Consider the following 16088-nt stretch of genomic DNA (forward strand, 5'->3'; position numbering starts at 1 on the left):
CTTCTCGTCAGTGCCCGCCAGCGACAGCGCGGCGGAACACAGCGAGGGACGCAGCATGATGGTGCGTGCCGGAATATGTTAGGGATTATTTGTGACGAAGTATTGATCCAGGCCAGGGAATGCATTTGCCGGCGCCCATGAACTTTTTTTCAGAAAGCCGACAGGTAATCTTTGGCAGAATGCTGCGCAATAGCTCCACTTCCCAACCGGTAACGCCCATGAACCGTATCCTGACCATCGAAGACGACGCCGTGACCGCCCGTGAAATCGTCGCCGAACTGACCCGCAACGGCCTGGACGTCGACTGGGTCGACAACGGCCGCGAGGGCCTGGAACGGGCTGTCAGCGGTGACTATGACCTGATCACTCTCGACCGCATGCTGCCTGAACTCGACGGCCTGGTGATCGTCACCCAGCTGCGCAGCATGGGCGTGGCCACGCCGATCCTGATGATCAGCGCCCTCTCCGATGTCGACGAGCGGGTGCGTGGCTTGCGGGCCGGTGGCGACGATTACCTGACCAAGCCGTTCGCCACCGACGAAATGGCCGCCCGGGTCGAAGTGCTCCTGCGCCGCAACAACGGCGCCCGCGAGCCGGAAACCGTGCTGCGGGTGGCGGACCTGGAGCTGAACCTGATCAGCCGCGAGGCCAGCCGCAACGGCCAGTTGCTGAGCCTGCTGCCCACCGAATACAAATTGCTGGAATTTCTGATGCGCAACAGTGGCCAGATCCTCTCGCGCATGATGATTTTCGAAGAAGTCTGGGGTTATCACTTCGATCCGGGCACCAACCTGATCGACGTCCACATCGGTCGCCTGCGCAAGAAGATCGATCCGCCGGGCCTGGAACCGCTGATTCGCACGGTACGAGGCTCCGGCTATGTCATTGCTGAACCCCGCTAAGGGCTGGCGCTCCTCCAGCAGCCGCCTGCTGGCGCTGTACAGTTCGCTGTTCGTGATCTGGAGCGCGATCCTGATGGGGGTCATGTATTACGAGGTGTTCGGCTACCTCGACAGCCTCGCCAAGCATTCCCTGATGCAGCGCCAGCACCTGTTCGCGCGCATCCATGGCGAACAACTGGAAGACGCGCTCATGGCCAGCCTGTCGCTGGATGAACGCGGCGTCGACGCCTACGGCCTGTTCGACCCGCAGCTGCGCCATCTGAGCGGGCCGATCCAGCACATCCCCGCCGACCTGCCGCTGGACGGCAAGATCCATATGCTCGGTGGCTGCGTCGACTCCGACGACCCGATGATCCCCTCCGACAGTTGCGACGCGGTCGCGACCCGGACCCAGGACGGCCGCTGGCTGGTGTTGGCGCGGGACAACGGCTCGCTGTTCGCCGTGACCCGCATCATCCTGCACGCGCTGCTCTGGGGGGTCTCGTTGACTATCCTGCCGGGCATCGCCGGCTGGCACCTGTTGCGACGTCGACCGCTGCGGCGTATCCGCGCCTTGCAGGCCAGCGCGGAAGCCATCGTCGCCGGCGACCTGACCCATCGCCTGCCGCTGTCGAGCCGTCGCGATGAACTGGACATGCTGGCAGCCATCGTCAATGCCATGCTCGATCGCATCGAACGGCTGATGAATGAGGTCAAGGGCGTCTGCGACAACATTGCCCATGACTTGCGCACCCCGCTGACGCGCCTGCGTGCCCAGCTCTATCGCATCCAGCAGGAAGCGGCGGACGGCTCCCCGGAGGCGTTGCAGATGGATCAGGTGATTGCCGAGACCGATACGCTGATGGCGCGGTTTCGCGGTCTGTTGCGGATTTCGGAACTGGAGGACCAGCAGCGCCGCTCCGGTTTCGTGCGTCTGGATCCGTTGCAGTTGTTGCAGGAACTGCATGACTTCTATCTGCCGCTGGCCGAAGAACGCGAGCTGGTGTTCAAGCTGGAAGTGCCCGACACCCTGCCCTTGCTCAACGGTGACCGGGCATTATTGTTCGAGGCGGTGTCGAACCTGTTGAGCAACTCGATCAAATTCACCCCATCGGGCGGCGAGGTGATCCTGCGGGGCGTCGACCAGGGCGACAGCAGCCGCATCGAAGTGCTCGACTCAGGCCCTGGCATTCCCGAGGCGGAACGCAAGGCGGTGTTCCGGCGCTTCTACCGCGCCGAGGGCAGCAGCCAGCACGGCGGCTTCGGCCTGGGCCTGTCGATCGTCGCGGCGATTGTCACGCTGCACGGGTTTACGCTGGAGGTGGATCGCAGCGAGCTGGGCGGGGCGCGGTTGGCGCTGGATTGTCGGGCGACGTTGCTTTGATTACGCAGTCCCATTGATGACGCGGTCTCCGTGGCGAGGGAGCTTGCTCCCGCTCGGCTGCGCAGCAGCCGCAAGCTGTTAAACGCGATGTGCCTGGGGACTGCCGATTCTACAGGTTTGGGATCGCTGCGCGATCCAGCGGGAGCAAACTCCCTCGCCACCGGGGATCGCGTCGGTCTTATGGATCAGGCCGGATCGCTGCGATGCAGCGGCGTGTTGTACAGCTCATAGCGCAGTTCATCGATCAGCTTGTTCAAGCCTTCCTCGGAGCGGATGCTGTCGACGCTCATGCCGCTCACCACCAGGTCGACCTCGCCGCTTTCCTGACGGTACAGGCGAATGGTCAGGGTGCCGTCGCCGTTGAGGCTGCATTCACAGGCCAGTGGCGCAAAGCTTTGCTCGAGACGGGTACGTAACGGAGCCAGATGGGTCATCTATGCACCTCAGCTTCGAAGGCGCAAATGACCGGTGGCCGGCCTCCTGGCTCCCATAGACGTCCTGTCGATCTCACACTTGAAGGGTTTGCTGCACATCGGGGCGTATTCCTTGACTGTTTCGTGGGGACGCGGCGTTCAACAGCAATGCCGCACCCCTCCAGCCTAAGGAGGTTATAGCCTGCGCAGAACCTGAATTTGCACCAGAATACCAGGTGCATTTGCACTGGCTATCATGGTGCCTTTATCCGCCATTCGTTCGCGAACAAGCCCCGCTCCCGCGCCCAGACAATCGCCTCGCTACGACTATGGACGTCGAGTTTCGAATACAGCGTCGCCACGTGATTGCGCACGGTGTTGGGGGCCAGCTTCAAGCGCGCGGCGATCTCCTTGTCCGCCAGACCCTCGCAAATCAGCCCCAGTACGTCACGTTCGCGGGCGGTCAGCTCGGTGAAAGAGGTCGTCGGGGTCTGCGCATTGATGCTCTTCACATTGGCCAGCTTTTCGATCAGGGTGCGGCTGAACCACGACGCGTCCTTCATCACCTCTTCGATGGCCGCTACCAGCTCCAGCTCCGAGCGCTTGCGTTCGGTGATATTCATCAGCACCAACAGGAAACACGGCTTGTCCTGGATGATGACGGTATCGGCCGCCACTTCGCAGTCGATCTGCTCCCCGCCTTTCTTGTGCACCTTGACGTCGACCCTGGACACGGTGGCAGTCTTTTCCAGGCGCCCGAACAACGTCGCGGCCGCTTCCTTCTCGAGGAAGCCGATCTCCTCCACGGTCTTGCCCAACAGCTCTTGGCTGGCATAACCCGTCGCCTGGAGGAAGGCCTCGTTGATTTCCGCCAGTTGCAGCTCGGCGCTACAGATCAGCGTCGGCACCGGTGACAGCCGGAACGACTTGGCAAAACGCTCCTCGCTCTGGCGCAGCGCCGTTTCGGCCTTGCGCCGCGGCTCCATGTCCATGAACGAAAACAGCATGCAGTCTTCATCGTGCAGGTCCAGCGGCTGGCCAGCGACGATCACCTGTTTGCTGGTGCCATCGGGCAAGCGCAGTTCGGCCTGCATCTGCGGGATTGTCGCGCCCTGCCCCAGGCGCTCGACGGCCAGGTCGCGCTTTTCGGCAGCCTCGAGCACATCCAGTTCATACACCGAACGCCCGATCACCTCTTCGCGGCTGTAGCCGGTCATTTCCAGGAAACCCGCGTTGACCTTGATATAGCGCAAATCGCTGAGACGGCAGATCACCGCTGGTGCCGGGTTGGCGCCGAAGGTTTTCTCGAAGCGCTGTTCGGCGCTGGCCCATTCCGTGGCATCGCTGAGAATCAGCACCAGGTATTCCGGCTCGTCGTTGCGGTCGGTCAGCACCATGCTGCGGATGCGGTGCACCCAGGTGCGGTCCGGATCGGCCACCGGCGTCACCTCCACCAGCACATCGCTGAATTCGTCGCCGCGGGCCACGCGGGCGATGGGATAGTTGTCTTCGGGCAGCGAATGGTTGTTGCGATAACGCAAATTGAAACGCCGGGCGTACTCCTTGGCGTTGGTGCCCAACTCGCCAAGCTCCTCGACTCCGTGCATGGTCAAGGCCGCTTCGTTGGCCCAGGCAATCGTCTGGTCGACTTCGATCAGCATCACGCCATCCGATAGCCCGGCGATGATCTGCAGCAGTTGGCGGCGATTGGTATCGGTGCTCGGGACTTCCAGATTCATTGGATCTCCGTGGGGGTCAGAAACGCATGGAGGTTACGACTCCTGCACGCGTGACGCGTTCCCTGTGCAGGAAACGGCTTTCTTCTGCGGGTCATTGCTGTTCGGCGGCCGTGTCGATGCTCACCACCACCGACATCCCTGGCCGCAGGCGTTCACTTTCGGGCTGGTCCGGATCCACGGTGATGCGAACCGGAACGCGCTGGGCAATCTTGACGAAATTGCCGGTGGCGTTGTCAGCCTGCAGCAGGCTGAACTCGGAACCGGTGGCCGGGGAAATGCGTTCGACATGCCCCTGGAAGCGGCGATGGCCGAGGGCATCCACGGTGAAGCTTGCCGGCTGACCGACCCGTACCTTGTCCATCTGGGTTTCCTTGAGGTTGGCGATCACCCACTTCTGGTTCGGCACCAGCGCCATCAACTGCGCTCCGGAATTGACGTAGGCGCCCAGACGCACGCCTATCTGCCCCAGCTGACCGTCCCGTGGCGCCAACACGCGCGTGTTGGACAGGTCGATGCGCGCCAGTTGCACCGCCGCCTCGGCGCTGGCGACAGCGGCTTCCAGGGAGCCGCGGTTGACGATGACGGTTTGCCGGTCCTGACGGGCAATTTCCAGGCTGGCCTGGGCCTGGGCGACGGCTGCGGTGGCTTGGGCGCTGGCGGCGCGACTGATATCCAGTTCACGCCTGGACACCGAACCGTCCTTTATCAACGCCTCGTTGCGGCGCAGGTCGGCGGCGGCTTTGTGGGCCTGGGCCTGGCTGTCGGCCAACGCGGCCTGGCGCAGCTTGATGCTCGCCTCGGCGCTGTTGCGCTGCTGTACGACGTTGGCCAGGGCCGCCTGTTGCACCGCCAGTTGCGCCAGCGCCTGGTCGAGCCGTTGCCGGTAGATGCGGTCATCCAGGCGCACCAGCAGATCGCCGGCCTTGACGAACTGGAAGTCCTGCACCGGGACTTCATGGACATAACCACTGAGCTGTGGCCCGATGATCGTCACCTGCCCGCGCACCAAGGCATTCTCGGTGGTTTCCACGGCGCTGCTGAACGGCGGCAATTGCCAGGCGTAAAGCACCACCAGCACGCCGACAATCGCCACTGCGGCGAATCCGAGGGATGAAAGCATCCGCACTCGCAGGGAGCGCGGTTTTGTCGCCGGAGCGGCAGGAGGCGCCTGGTCTTCCGGCGTATCGGCGATGGCGTTGGTGGTCGTGGTGGTCGGCTCGGTCATGAAGAGGTGGCACCGCTGGGTTGTGTCGAAGGGGCAGGCGCTGCGGCGGCGGGCTGGGTAGTGCTCATCAGCCACAGGGCACGAATGGAAATCCAGATCATGGTCAGCACGGCGATCACCGCGATCAGCATGAACACGTCGTTATAGGCGAGTATGTTGGCTTCGCGGGTAGCGGCCGTGGCGAGGCTGCGAAGGCCTTGCAGGTGACGCAGGCCCGGATCGGCGATCAGCGAACCCACCGCCGAACCGCCGCTGTCCACCCGCGCGGCGACGCGAGGATCGAACTGACTCAGGTTCTCCACCAGATGGCTGGAATGAAATTTCTCGCGCACCACCTGGAACGTGCCGAGCACCGCGGCCCCTACCAGGCCGCCGAGGCTCTGGCAGATCCCGAACAGCACGGAAAAACTCACCAGGTTTCGCGGGTTGGTCAGCACATTGCGCACGCCCAGGATCATCGTCGGCCCGAGAAAGAACGTGCTGCCGAATGCCAGCAGGAACTGGCTGAAATACATGTTTTGCGGACGGCTCAGGTTGTTCGAATAACTGTCCATCACCGACCCCGTGGCCATCAACGCCAGGGAAATGATCAGCGGCATGAACAGGTGCGCCGGGTTGATGGTCAGCGCGCTGGTCACCAGCCCGGCGATACTGCCGATCAGCATCACCACGTAAAGGCTGTGCATCTGCTGGCTGCTCATGTTCAGCGCTTGCAGGAAACCCACCGCCCCGGTGGATTGTTCCGAGGTCACCATGCGGATCAGAATCACCGCCAGGGCCAGACGGATCATCACCCCGCTGCCGAGCCAACGCGTCATCAACATCGGATTGCTGCGGTTGTGTTCGATCGCCAGGCCCGCCAGGATCAAGACGATGGAAGCCGCCGAGGCCACGCCGATCCATGGCGCTTCCAACCACCAGTCGATGCGCCCCAGCGACAACACCGCGCACAGCAAGGCGACGCCGCTGGCGAGCACGGTGAAGGTCAGGAAGTCGAGTTTTTCAAAGGTCTTGAAGCGATCACCCGGCGGCAACTTGAGCAGCAGCACGCAGCCCAGCGACAGCAGCGCCATGCCCAGCTCGAACAGGTACAAGCCGCGCCATTCGGCGATTTGCAGCAGGTCTTCAGAGAACAGCCGGGCCATTGGCAAGGCCAGTTGCGAAGTGCCCAGGCCCAACACCAGCGCCTTGAGCCGCCACTTGGCCGGGAAAGCCTGGACCATGTAATACAGGCCCAGGGAACTGAGGGCCGCACCCACCATGCCATGGGCCGCACGCACGGCGATCGCCGAGTTCAGGTCGTTGACGAACAGATGGCCGAAGGTCACCAGCGCATAGAGCGCCAGGAACACTTCGGTGAACGCGCGCAAGCCGAACTGCTGACGAAATTTCACCAGCAGCAGGTTCATCGAGACGTTGGTCATGACGTAGGCCGCGGGCAACCAGGCCATCTCCGCCGTGGTGGCGCCCAGGGACCCTTGCAGATAGGGCAGATTGGCGATCACCAGCGAATTGCCCAAACCCCCGGTCAACGCGACCAGCACGCCAACCAGCGCGTAGGCAAGCCGCTTGGGCGTGGGATGCAACGGCGTCGAGGGCGAACCGGGCAGCGTCGGCCGTTCGTGCGGCTGCCAGGCGCGCGGGGTGTAGTGATCCATTCAAAAACCTTGCGGGAACATAGCGACAATAGGTCGCTGGAAACTTTCCAGATGCCTGTTCGACGACAAGGAACGCCAAGAAGTGCCGCAGACACTTTCGTGGCGAGGGAGCTTGCTCCCGCTGGGCTGCGCAGCAGCCCCATCACTGAGAACTCGGTGCCGCTGATGCGGAATCTTCAAGAGGGGCTGCTACGCAGCCAGCGGGAGCAAGCTCCCTCGCCACGGATCGAGATGGTTCAGGCGTCGCTGCCAGAGCCTGCCGCTTTCGAGCGGGCGCGATCCTTGGCGGCCTTGGCCTCGGCGGCGAGGCACTCCAGGCAGAACTGCTCGGCGTAAGACATCAGGATTTCGGTAGTGTCGCCCTTGATCGTACGCGAGCCCGCAAGAATGTAGCGCATGCGTTTTTCAGTGACGCCGATGCGCAAGGCAATCCAGGCCGGCGTCTGGCCGATGCGGTCGACGAGTTTGTTGGCGTATTCGGTGGAGTGGTTGTAGCGCTCGGCATTGGGGAACATAGGGGGTCCATGGAGAGTTGAGGCAGAGCGGCAGGTTACTCCTTTTCGTGCGGTGGGCTTGTTTTTAACCCAACCTTGAGCCGCCTGCGAGCAGTCACAAGGTTGGATATGCCTGAATGCAGGGCTGCGACGCAAGGGTCTATGGGCCAACCCATCTATCCCTGACTGTCCCAGCTTGTCCGAGGACATTGACTTGGCAAAGGGTGATGTAATAACCCTGACCTGCCTCTAGATTTTTAAATGTGTATTGGGCATAGGTAATGGGAAGTAACGTTGATTCTACTGCTGAGCCAACAGGTTTGCCTTTGTTGTCAGCTTTATAAATACAGACTTCATAATTTACGCCGTGAGGCGTTCTTTTCGTCCAGCCGACCGTTATGCTGTCCTTCCCGCTGAAACCAGAGCGTTCCGAACCAACAAAACTTGGCGCACCAGGAACAGGGGCCGCACCTGTATTGCCAGAGAACAGCGCACTTTTCGACTTCAGCCCTGTACTATCTACCGCATAAACCGACCCTTTGAAAGCTCTATCAAAGCCCAGCTTAAAAGAAACGTGCGGCCACACCACATAGCTGTCCTGATGGTGTGCCGTTTTAGTTTCTCCGTTGACGACGGCGACATAATGGGAAACTGCAAAATTATCGGTAGACTTAAAGGACACGACCAAAGATCGACTGTCCGGGTAGTATTTACTCCCCACCACTGGCGTAGAGGGAGGGGTGAGTGATGCCTTTCTTATATTGGACTCGATGCAATTCTGTACGATATTTGTAACTTCAAAAAAATCGACATTGATAATATTGGCTTTTTTTAGCCACTCCGAATCTGCGGAGAACCACTCGTTAATGGCCGCTCCGATTTTTTCCGGGCCGTAGAGCTTGGAATACTTGACAACTTGCAGTGAGCGCAAATGATCCGGCGGGTAAAGGCTGTGTATTGTCTTCCCAATATATTCCCTTACCTCAGCCAAGCGGGGCAGGTCCTTACCGACCCAATCACTGCGGACATGCCCCCAGAACATAGGGCCGCTCACCTCTCCCCAAGCAAGTATGATATTTCTTCCAGGATACCGCAGATTTATTTCTTTAAGAGTCAGATCTTTGGCTGCGGGGGGAATCAATAGGTCAGACAAGCCATCCACGAGCTCACTTTTTATAGCCTCCCACCAAAACTCTCCAAGTTGTGAATCTGTGTGATTGAGATCAAAAATAATGATTTCATTATTTCGAGCACCCCCCTCGGTTAAAAACATTCGGCAATCGTAAATTAGATTTTTAGGGTTCTACTTGACTCGATAGGCCCGTGATAGAAGTTGAATGCAACGGCACCATGGTACCGGTGCATACGCAGGCGCAAGTCCAACACGCGAATACCACGCTTTAGCTGGTAATAGAAGGAGTCTTCTTGACAGGCAACCCATCCCTCTTCAAAGCCGCCCACTCCTTTTTTATCCACTCCCGCGTTATGCGCAGAAGGAAGTGCCAACTGGTGAAGTTTAAGAGTGCCGAGAACCTCCCTGTTGTCGGTCATCCAAGTGTCTGTTCTGTGGGCGAATGGTGCAATTGAATTTGACATGCTTATACCCTCTTTGCGGCGATTAAAGTTAGTCCTCCCTACTACAGACTCCCATAAAATTGGTAACTGCCGAGTGGACAAGCATCCAATCTAAGCGCAATGCCGCAGGAGCGATACCGTTAGACATAAGCTGATTTTATTTTAATATTCCAGAACTGATCGCGAGTTCATTAAGTGCGGGTATACATTTTCCAACAAGTGCATACGGTCGTTTTCCGCGAGATACAAACGCGGTGGCGAGGGAGCTTGCTCCCGCTGGCTGCGTAGCAGCCCTGGAAGATATGGCAATGAGGACATCGCCCGGCCATTCGACTAATGTCTTAGACCGGTCATCGCACAACCAGCTCGCTCAGCGGAGCCTTTCCAGGCCAAGGCAGCATGCCCTTAAACGTTGGAGACACCCATACCAACGGCTACCGGCAAGAAAAATCGCAGTAATGGCCAGTTGACAAGAATCACCCGCCACCAAATAATCCCTGCCATGTTGTACGACGACGTATAACAGATAAAAACAACAAAAAAGCAAGGGAGCGTCAGAGTGAGCACACGTGTCCGTTTTTCGCCCAAGAACCGTCCAACCCGTCCTTTTTCCCCATCGAATGTCGCCCTGGGCCTGATCAGTTGCAGCAGCCTGGCCATGTTCCTGCCCATGACTGCCAGCGCCGCAGGTTTTGTCGATGACGCCAAAGCCACGCTGAATCTGCGCAACGCCTATTTCAACCGCAACTTCGTCAACGACGCCGCCGCCCAAGGCAAAGCCGAGGAATGGACTCAAAGCTTCATCCTCGACGCCAAGTCCGGTTTCACCCAGGGCACGGTCGGTTTCGGCGTGGACGTGCTCGGCCTGTACTCGGTCAAGCTTGACGGCGGTCGTGGCACCGCCGGCACCCAGCTGCTGCCGGTGCACGACGACGGTCGTCCGGCCGATGACTTCGGCCGTTTGGGCGTGGCCCTCAAGGCCAAAGTCTCGAAGACTGAATTGAAAGTCGGCGAGTGGATGCCGGTGCTGCCGATCCTGCGTTCCGACGACGGCCGCTCCCTGCCGCAAACCTTCCAGGGCGGCCAGGTCACTTCCACTGAGATCAACGGCCTGAGCCTCTATGGCGGTCAGTTCCGTGGCAACAGCCCGCGCAACGACGCGAGCATGGAAGACATGTCGATGAACGGCCGCGGTGCCTTCACTTCCGACCGTTTCAACTTCGGCGGCGGCGAATACGCCTTCAACGAAAAACGCACCCAGGTCGGCGTCTGGTACGCGGAACTGTCCGACATCTACCAGCAGCAATATTTCAACCTGACCCACAGCCAACCCATGGGCGACTGGACCCTGGGCGCCAACCTGGGCTACTTCACCGGCAAGGAAGACGGCAGCGCCCTGGCCGGCGATCTCGACAACAAGACCGCGTTCGCCATGCTCTCCGCCAAGTACGGTGGCAACACCTTCTATGTCGGCCTGCAGAAAGTCGGCGGCGATGATGCCTGGATGCGCGTCAACGGCACCAGCGGCGGCACCCTGGCGAACGACAGCTACAACTCCAGCTATGACAACGCCAAGGAAAAATCCTGGCAGCTGCGCCATGACTTCAACTTCGCCGCTGTTGGCGTGCCGGGCCTGACCCTGATGAACCGCTACATCAGCGGTGACAACGTGCACACCGCCACCGTCGATGACGGCAAGGAATGGGGCCGCGAGACCGAGCTGGCGTACACCGTGCAGAGCGGTGCGCTGAAGAGCCTTAACGTAAAATGGCGTAACGCATCGATTCGTCGCGACTTCAGCACCAACGAATTCGACGAGAACCGGATCTTCATCAGCTACCCGATTTCGCTGCTGTAACGGAAGGATTCAGCCTGGGCGCATCCCATGGCAATCTACGGCAAGGACGCCGTTCCAGAGCGGTTCGTCGATCAAACGTTGACAAGGCAGCAGAAGGATAAGGATATTCGCCCTCGGTCGTACGACAACTTATAACAACTGTACCTCTCACTGTTTGCTCAGGTAATGCCATGACCACGACACAGATTCGCCACCCTTTCAATCGCTTGCTGTTGACCGGCGCCGCCGGCGGCCTTGGCAAAGTCTTGCGCGAACGCCTCAAGCCTTACGCCCGCCACATTCGCCTGTCGGACATCGCCAACATGGCGCCGGCCATCGATGAAAGCGAAGAAGTGGTGCCCTGCGACCTGTCGGATAAACAGGCCGTGCACCAACTAGTGGAAGGCGTCGACGCCATCCTGCATTTTGGCGGTGTGTCGGTGGAGCGTCCGTTCGAGGAGATCCTCGGCGCCAACATCAGCGGCGTATTCCATATTTATGAAGCCGCGCGCAAGCACGGCGTAAAGCGCGTGATCTTCGCCAGTTCCAACCACGTCATCGGTTTCTACAAGCAGGACCAGACCCTCGACGCCCTCTCCCCTCGCCGTCCGGATGGCTACTATGGTCTGTCCAAGTCCTACGGCGAAGACATGGCCAGTTTCTACTTCGATCGCTACGGCATCGAGACCGTGAGCATCCGCATCGGCTCGTCGTTCCCGGAGCCGCAGAACCGCCGGATGATGAGCACCTGGCTGAGCTTCGACGACCTCACCCAATTGATCGAATGCTCGCTCTACACGCCGAAAGTCGGCCACACCGTGGTCTACGGCATGTCCGCCAACCGCGACGTCTGGTGGGATAACAGCCAGGCCGCGCACCTGGGCTACCAGCCCAAGGACACTTCGGAAATCTTCCGCGCCAAGGTCGAAGCCCAGCCAATGCCGGCCGACGATGACCCGGCCAGGATCTATCAGGGCGGCGCCTTTGTTGCCGCTGGCCCGTTCGACAACTGATTCGCCTGTTTCATGGGATACACACGAACCAAGGAATCGCCATGCAAGCCGAATTGATTGTTGATGCACGCAACGCCGTCGGGGAAAGCCCTGTGTGGGTCCCCGAGGAGAACGCCTTGTACTGGGTGAACATCCCCAGCGGCGGTCTGCAACGCTGGAACGCCAGCAGCGGAAAAATCCAGGGCTGGGAAGCCCCCGAAATGCTCGCCTGTATCGCCCGTCACCAGGACGGTGGCTGGGTCGCGGGCATGGAAAGCGGTTTCTTCCGCCTGCACCCCAATGACGACGGCAGCCTGGACAGCGAACTGTGCGCCAGCGTCGAGCACAACCGCACCGACATGCGCCTCAACGATGGCCGCTGTGATCGCCAGGGCCGTTTCTGGGCCGGCAGCATGGTGCTGAACATGGGCGCCAACGCCGACGAAGGCCGGATGTACCGTTTTGACGCCGGGCAAAGCAGCCCGGTCGAGCCACAGCTCAGCGGTTTCATCGTACCCAACGGCCTAGGCTTCAGCCCCGACGGACGGACGATGTACCTCTCCGATTCGCACCCGTTGAGCCAGCAGATCTGGGCTTTCGACTACGACATCGACAGCGGCACCCCGTCCAACCGGCGCCTGTTCGTCGACATGATGCCGCTGGCCGGTCGCCCCGACGGCGCAGCAGTGGATGCCGAGGGTTGCTACTGGATTTGCGCCAATGACGCCGGGCTGATTCACCGCTTCACCCCGGACGGACGTCTCGACCGTTCGCTGGAAGTACCGGTGAAAAAACCGACCATGTGCGCCTTCGGCGGAAGCCAGCTCGATACCCTCTTCGTCACCTCGATCCGTCCGGGTGACGACAATGATCCGCAATCCCTGGCCGGCGGCGTGTTCGCCCTCAATCCCGGCGTCAAGGGCCTGGCTGAACCTGCTTTCGGAGGACGGAAACACTCCGCGAACTGATCTGCTTTGCCGCTTCACATCGATAGACATAAAAACAACAACACTGGAGATTGACCATGAATTTCAAACGCACGCTTCTGATCGCGGCCCTGCCCCTGGCCTTCCTGGCGCAGGCGGCACACGCACTCGATATCAAGATCGCCGACATCCACCCCAAGGGCTACCCGACCGTAGTCGCCGAGGAATCCATGGGTAAAACTCTCGAAGCAGAGAGCAAGGGCGAACTGAAGTTCAAGTTTTTCCCGGGTGGCGTACTGGGTTCCGAAAAAGAAGTCATCGAGCAGATGCAAGCCGGCGCGATCCAGATGTCCCGCGTCAGCCTGGGCATCGTCGGCCCTGTGGTGCCGGACGTGAACGTGTTCAACATGCCATTCATCTTCCGCGACCAGGCGCACATGCGCGCCGTCATCGACGGTGAGGTCGGCGATGCGATCCTCGACCGGATCACCAACTCCGAATTCGGCCTGGTGGCCCTGGCATGGATGGACGGCGGCACCCGCAACCTCTACACCAAGAAGCCGGTGCGCACGCCCGAAGACCTCAAGGGCATGAAAATCCGCGTCCAAGGCAACCCGATGTTCATTGAGATGATGAACGCCATGGGCGGCAACGGCATCGCGATGGACACTGGCGAGATCTTCAGCGCCTTGCAGACCGGCGTGATCGACGGCGCGGAAAACAACCCGCCGACCATGCTCGAGCACAACCACTACCAGAACGCCAAGTTCTACAGCCTGACCGGTCACCTGATCCTGCCTGAGCCGATCGTGATGTCGAAAATCACCTGGAACAAGCTCACCCCAGAGCAGCAGGACATGGTGAAAAAAGCGGCCAAGGCTGCCCAGGCTGAAGAGCGCGTGCTGTGGGACAAGAAGTCCGCCGCCAGTGAAGAAAAACTCAAGGCCGCCGGCGTCGAGTTCATCACCGTCGACAAGAAACCTTTCTACGACGCCACCGCGCCGGTCCGGGCCAAGTACGGTGCTCCGTATGCCGACCTGATCAAGCGCATCGAAGCTGTCCAGTAAGGCCTCTCAATCTGTATTCATGAAACGGCTGGGCGCGCCTGCGGTTAAAAGGCGCGCCCGGTTACGGTGGAACCCGATGAAGAATTTGCTGCTGCGTATCAACGACACGATTTACATGACTTGCATCTGGGTCGCCGGCCTGTCTGTCCTCGCCGTTGCGCTGATGATCCCTTGGGGCGTGTTCGCCCGCTACGTCCTCGGCACCGGCTCAAGCTGGCCGGAGCCCACCGCGATCTTGCTGATGATCGTATTTACCTTCATTGGTGCTGCTGCCAGCTACCGCTCCGGCTCGCACATGGCCGTGGACATGGTCACCAGCCGCATGCCCCCGCATTTGCAAACCCTGGCTTCGGTGTTCACCCAGCTGTTGATGGCGGCGGTATGCATTTTCATGACTGTCTGGGGTGCCAAGCTGTGCATGACCACCTGGAACCAGTTCATGAGCGCCATCCCTACCCTGCGCGTTGGCATCACTTACATGCCGATCCCGATCGGTGGGTTCCTGACCCTTATTTTTGTCCTGGAAAAACTCTTGCTGGGTGATCAAAGCAAGCGTCGGGTCGTGCAGTTCGACCTGGTTGAAGAAAACGAAGGTGCCGTTTAATGGACGCTCTGATTCTGCTGGGCAGTTTTTTGCTGTTGATCCTGATCGGCATGCCGGTCGCCTACGCGCTGGGCGCTGCCGCCCTGATCGGGGCATGGTGGATCGATATTCCGTTCCAGGCCATGATGATTCAGGTAACGGGCGGGGTGAACAAGTTCTCGCTGCTGGCCATTCCGTTCTTCGTCCTGGCCGGCGCGATCATGGCCGAGGGCGGCATGTCCCGCCGCTTGGTGGCATTCGCCAGTGTGTTGGTAGGCTTCGTGCGCGGTGGCCTGTCTTTGGTCAACCTCGTGGCCTCGAGTTTTTTTGGCGCGATCTCCGGCTCCTCGGTGGCCGATACCGCCTCGGTCGGCTCGGTGCTGATCCCGGAAATGACACGCCGGGGCTATCCGCGTGAATACGCCACCGCCGTCACTGTCAGTGGTTCGGTACAAGCGCTGCTGACACCGCCCAGCCACAACGCGGTGCTGTACTCCCTCGCCGCTGGCGGCACCGTCTCCATTGGTTCGCTGTTCATGGCCGGCATCGTCCCCGGCATCATGATGAACCTGTGCCTGATGGCGCTGTGCCTGGTTTTTGCGAAAAAGCGCAATTACCCCAAGGGCGAAGTGATTCCGCTCAAGCAAGCGTTGAAGATCTGCAAGGAAGCCATGTGGGGCATGATGACCCTGTTCATCATCCTTGGCGGCATTCTCTCGGGTGTGTTCACCGCCACCGAATCGGCCGCGATTGCCGTGGTGTGGGCGTTCTTCGTGACCATGTGCATCTATCGCGACTACAAGTGGAGCGAGTTGCCGAAACTGATGCACCGTACGGTACGCACCATCTCCATCGTGATGATCCTGATCGGCTTCGCCGCCAGCTTCGGCTACATCATGACGCTGATGGAGATTCCGGCGAAGATCACCACCGCGTTCCTGACACTGTCGGACAACCGCTACGTGATCCTGATGTGCATCAACGTGATGTTGCTGCTGTTGGGCACCGTGATGGACATGGCGCCGCTGATCCTGATCCTGACGCCGATCCTGATGCCGGTGATCGTCGGCATCGGCGTGGACCCGGTGCAGTTCGGCATGATCATGCTGGTGAACCTGGGTATCGGCCTGATCACACCGCCGGTGGGCGCGGTACTGTTCGTCGGTTCCGCCATCGGCAAGGTGAGCATCGAAAGCACCGTGAAGGCGCTGCTGCCGTTCTACGCCATGCTGTTCCTGGTGCTGATGCTGGTGACCTACGTTCCTGCCATTTCGCTGTGGCTGCCGAATCTGGTGTTGTAACCCCAACAGTGAA

General features: G+C 60.1%; 15 protein-coding genes. 8 read left to right on the forward strand and 7 right to left on the reverse strand.

The genetic code is table 11. The annotated features are described in order from the left end of the window. Nucleotides 1-218 precede the first annotated feature (218 nt). Together M1E16_RS17035 and M1E16_RS17040 are read left to right on the forward strand one after the other, a co-directional pair. Nucleotides 219-902 carry a response regulator transcription factor gene (locus tag M1E16_RS17035; protein WP_305500352.1) on the forward strand — a complete coding sequence of 228 codons (684 nt, stop codon included), beginning with the start codon at nt 219-221 and terminating at the stop codon, nt 900-902. Then, nucleotides 880-2265, forward strand: a complete 1386-nt coding sequence (locus M1E16_RS17040) for a sensor histidine kinase (protein ID WP_458127943.1) — start codon at nt 880-882, stop codon at nt 2263-2265. Before M1E16_RS17035 ends, M1E16_RS17040 begins: the two co-directional genes overlap by 23 nt. Nucleotides 2266-2450: 185 nt before the next feature. Here M1E16_RS17040 and M1E16_RS17045 read toward each other — a convergent pair whose 3' ends face one another. From M1E16_RS17045 to M1E16_RS17075, 7 genes are all read right to left on the reverse strand, one after another. Beyond that, nucleotides 2451-2699, reverse strand: a complete 249-nt coding sequence (locus M1E16_RS17045; RefSeq protein ID WP_305500349.1) for a DUF1652 domain-containing protein — start codon at nt 2697-2699, stop codon at nt 2451-2453. A 233-nt stretch (nt 2700-2932) separates the two neighbouring features. After that, the gene (locus M1E16_RS17050; protein ID WP_434630190.1) at nt 2933-4417 is read right to left on the reverse strand and encodes a PAS domain S-box protein; all 1485 of its coding nucleotides are present in this window, start codon (nt 4415-4417) and stop codon (nt 2933-2935) included. 91 nt (nt 4418-4508) lie between these two features. Continuing rightward, complete coding sequence (locus M1E16_RS17055) at nt 4509-5642, reverse strand: HlyD family secretion protein (protein WP_434630188.1); 1134 nt, start codon at nt 5640-5642, stop codon at nt 4509-4511. Further along, the gene (locus M1E16_RS17060) at nt 5639-7300 is read right to left on the reverse strand and encodes an MFS transporter (protein WP_434630186.1); all 1662 of its coding nucleotides are present in this window, start codon (nt 7298-7300) and stop codon (nt 5639-5641) included. The genes M1E16_RS17055 and M1E16_RS17060 overlap by 4 nt, the downstream gene beginning before the upstream one ends. Before the next feature lie 236 nt (nt 7301-7536). Further along, a complete protein-coding gene (locus M1E16_RS17065; RefSeq protein WP_434697442.1) occupies nt 7537-7815 on the reverse strand; it encodes a hypothetical protein in 279 nt (92 codons plus the stop codon). A 139-nt stretch (nt 7816-7954) separates the two neighbouring features. Beyond that, nucleotides 7955-9067 carry a hypothetical protein gene (locus M1E16_RS17070; RefSeq protein ID WP_458127944.1) on the reverse strand — a complete coding sequence of 371 codons (1113 nt, stop codon included), beginning with the start codon at nt 9065-9067 and terminating at the stop codon, nt 7955-7957. 14 nt (nt 9068-9081) lie between these two features. After that, nucleotides 9082-9390, reverse strand: a complete 309-nt coding sequence (locus M1E16_RS17075) for a hypothetical protein (protein WP_458127945.1) — start codon at nt 9388-9390, stop codon at nt 9082-9084. 538 nt (nt 9391-9928) lie between these two features. On the opposite strand from M1E16_RS17075, the gene M1E16_RS17080 reads away from it, so the two are divergent. From M1E16_RS17080 to M1E16_RS17105, 6 genes are all read left to right on the forward strand, one after another. Then, nucleotides 9929-11227 (forward strand): OprD family porin, encoded by a 1299-nt coding sequence (locus M1E16_RS17080; protein WP_434630184.1) that lies wholly within the window; start codon nt 9929-9931, stop codon nt 11225-11227. A gap of 170 nt (nt 11228-11397) precedes the next feature. After that, nucleotides 11398-12219, forward strand: a complete 822-nt coding sequence (locus M1E16_RS17085; RefSeq protein ID WP_458127946.1) for an NAD-dependent epimerase/dehydratase family protein — start codon at nt 11398-11400, stop codon at nt 12217-12219. Nucleotides 12220-12260: 41 nt separating this feature from the next. Beyond that, nucleotides 12261-13166 (forward strand): SMP-30/gluconolactonase/LRE family protein, encoded by a 906-nt coding sequence (locus tag M1E16_RS17090; RefSeq protein WP_458127947.1) that lies wholly within the window; start codon nt 12261-12263, stop codon nt 13164-13166. Nucleotides 13167-13222: 56 nt separating this feature from the next. Next, entirely contained in the window at nt 13223-14191 is a 969-nt protein-coding gene (locus M1E16_RS17095; RefSeq protein ID WP_434697439.1) for a TRAP transporter substrate-binding protein, read from the forward strand. Between the two features lie 76 nt (nt 14192-14267). After that, nucleotides 14268-14795: a TRAP transporter small permease gene (locus tag M1E16_RS17100; RefSeq protein WP_434573453.1), complete on the forward strand. Its 528-nt coding sequence runs from the start codon at nt 14268-14270 to the stop codon at nt 14793-14795. Further along, entirely contained in the window at nt 14795-16075 is a 1281-nt protein-coding gene (locus M1E16_RS17105) for a TRAP transporter large permease (protein WP_434672303.1), read from the forward strand. Before M1E16_RS17100 ends, M1E16_RS17105 begins: the two co-directional genes overlap by 1 nt. The last annotated feature ends 13 nt before the right edge of the window (nt 16076-16088 follow it).

This window comes from Pseudomonas sp. Z2-11 (genome assembly GCF_054161305.1).

Coding starts and splice junctions, on each gene's coding strand:
- M1E16_RS17065 (WP_434697442.1), bottom strand. CDS start 7,815: ATGTTCCCCAATGCCGAGCGCTACAACCACTCCACCGAATACGCCAAC.
- M1E16_RS17045 (WP_305500349.1), bottom strand. CDS start 2,699: ATGACCCATCTGGCTCCGTTACGTACCCGTCTCGAGCAAAGCTTTGCG.
- M1E16_RS17035 (WP_305500352.1), top strand. CDS start 219: ATGAACCGTATCCTGACCATCGAAGACGACGCCGTGACCGCCCGTGAA.
- M1E16_RS17085 (WP_458127946.1), top strand. CDS start 11,398: ATGACCACGACACAGATTCGCCACCCTTTCAATCGCTTGCTGTTGACC.
- M1E16_RS17040 (WP_458127943.1), top strand. CDS start 880: ATGTCATTGCTGAACCCCGCTAAGGGCTGGCGCTCCTCCAGCAGCCGC.
- M1E16_RS17050 (WP_434630190.1), bottom strand. CDS start 4,417: ATGAATCTGGAAGTCCCGAGCACCGATACCAATCGCCGCCAACTGCTG.
- M1E16_RS17060 (WP_434630186.1), bottom strand. CDS start 7,300: ATGGATCACTACACCCCGCGCGCCTGGCAGCCGCACGAACGGCCGACG.
- M1E16_RS17100 (WP_434573453.1), top strand. CDS start 14,268: ATGAAGAATTTGCTGCTGCGTATCAACGACACGATTTACATGACTTGC.
- M1E16_RS17070 (WP_458127944.1), bottom strand. CDS start 9,067: ATGTTTTTAACCGAGGGGGGTGCTCGAAATAATGAAATCATTATTTTT.
- M1E16_RS17075 (WP_458127945.1), bottom strand. CDS start 9,390: ATGTCAAATTCAATTGCACCATTCGCCCACAGAACAGACACTTGGATG.
- M1E16_RS17055 (WP_434630188.1), bottom strand. CDS start 5,642: ATGACCGAGCCGACCACCACGACCACCAACGCCATCGCCGATACGCCG.
- M1E16_RS17105 (WP_434672303.1), top strand. CDS start 14,795: ATGGACGCTCTGATTCTGCTGGGCAGTTTTTTGCTGTTGATCCTGATC.
- M1E16_RS17090 (WP_458127947.1), top strand. CDS start 12,261: ATGCAAGCCGAATTGATTGTTGATGCACGCAACGCCGTCGGGGAAAGC.
- M1E16_RS17095 (WP_434697439.1), top strand. CDS start 13,223: ATGAATTTCAAACGCACGCTTCTGATCGCGGCCCTGCCCCTGGCCTTC.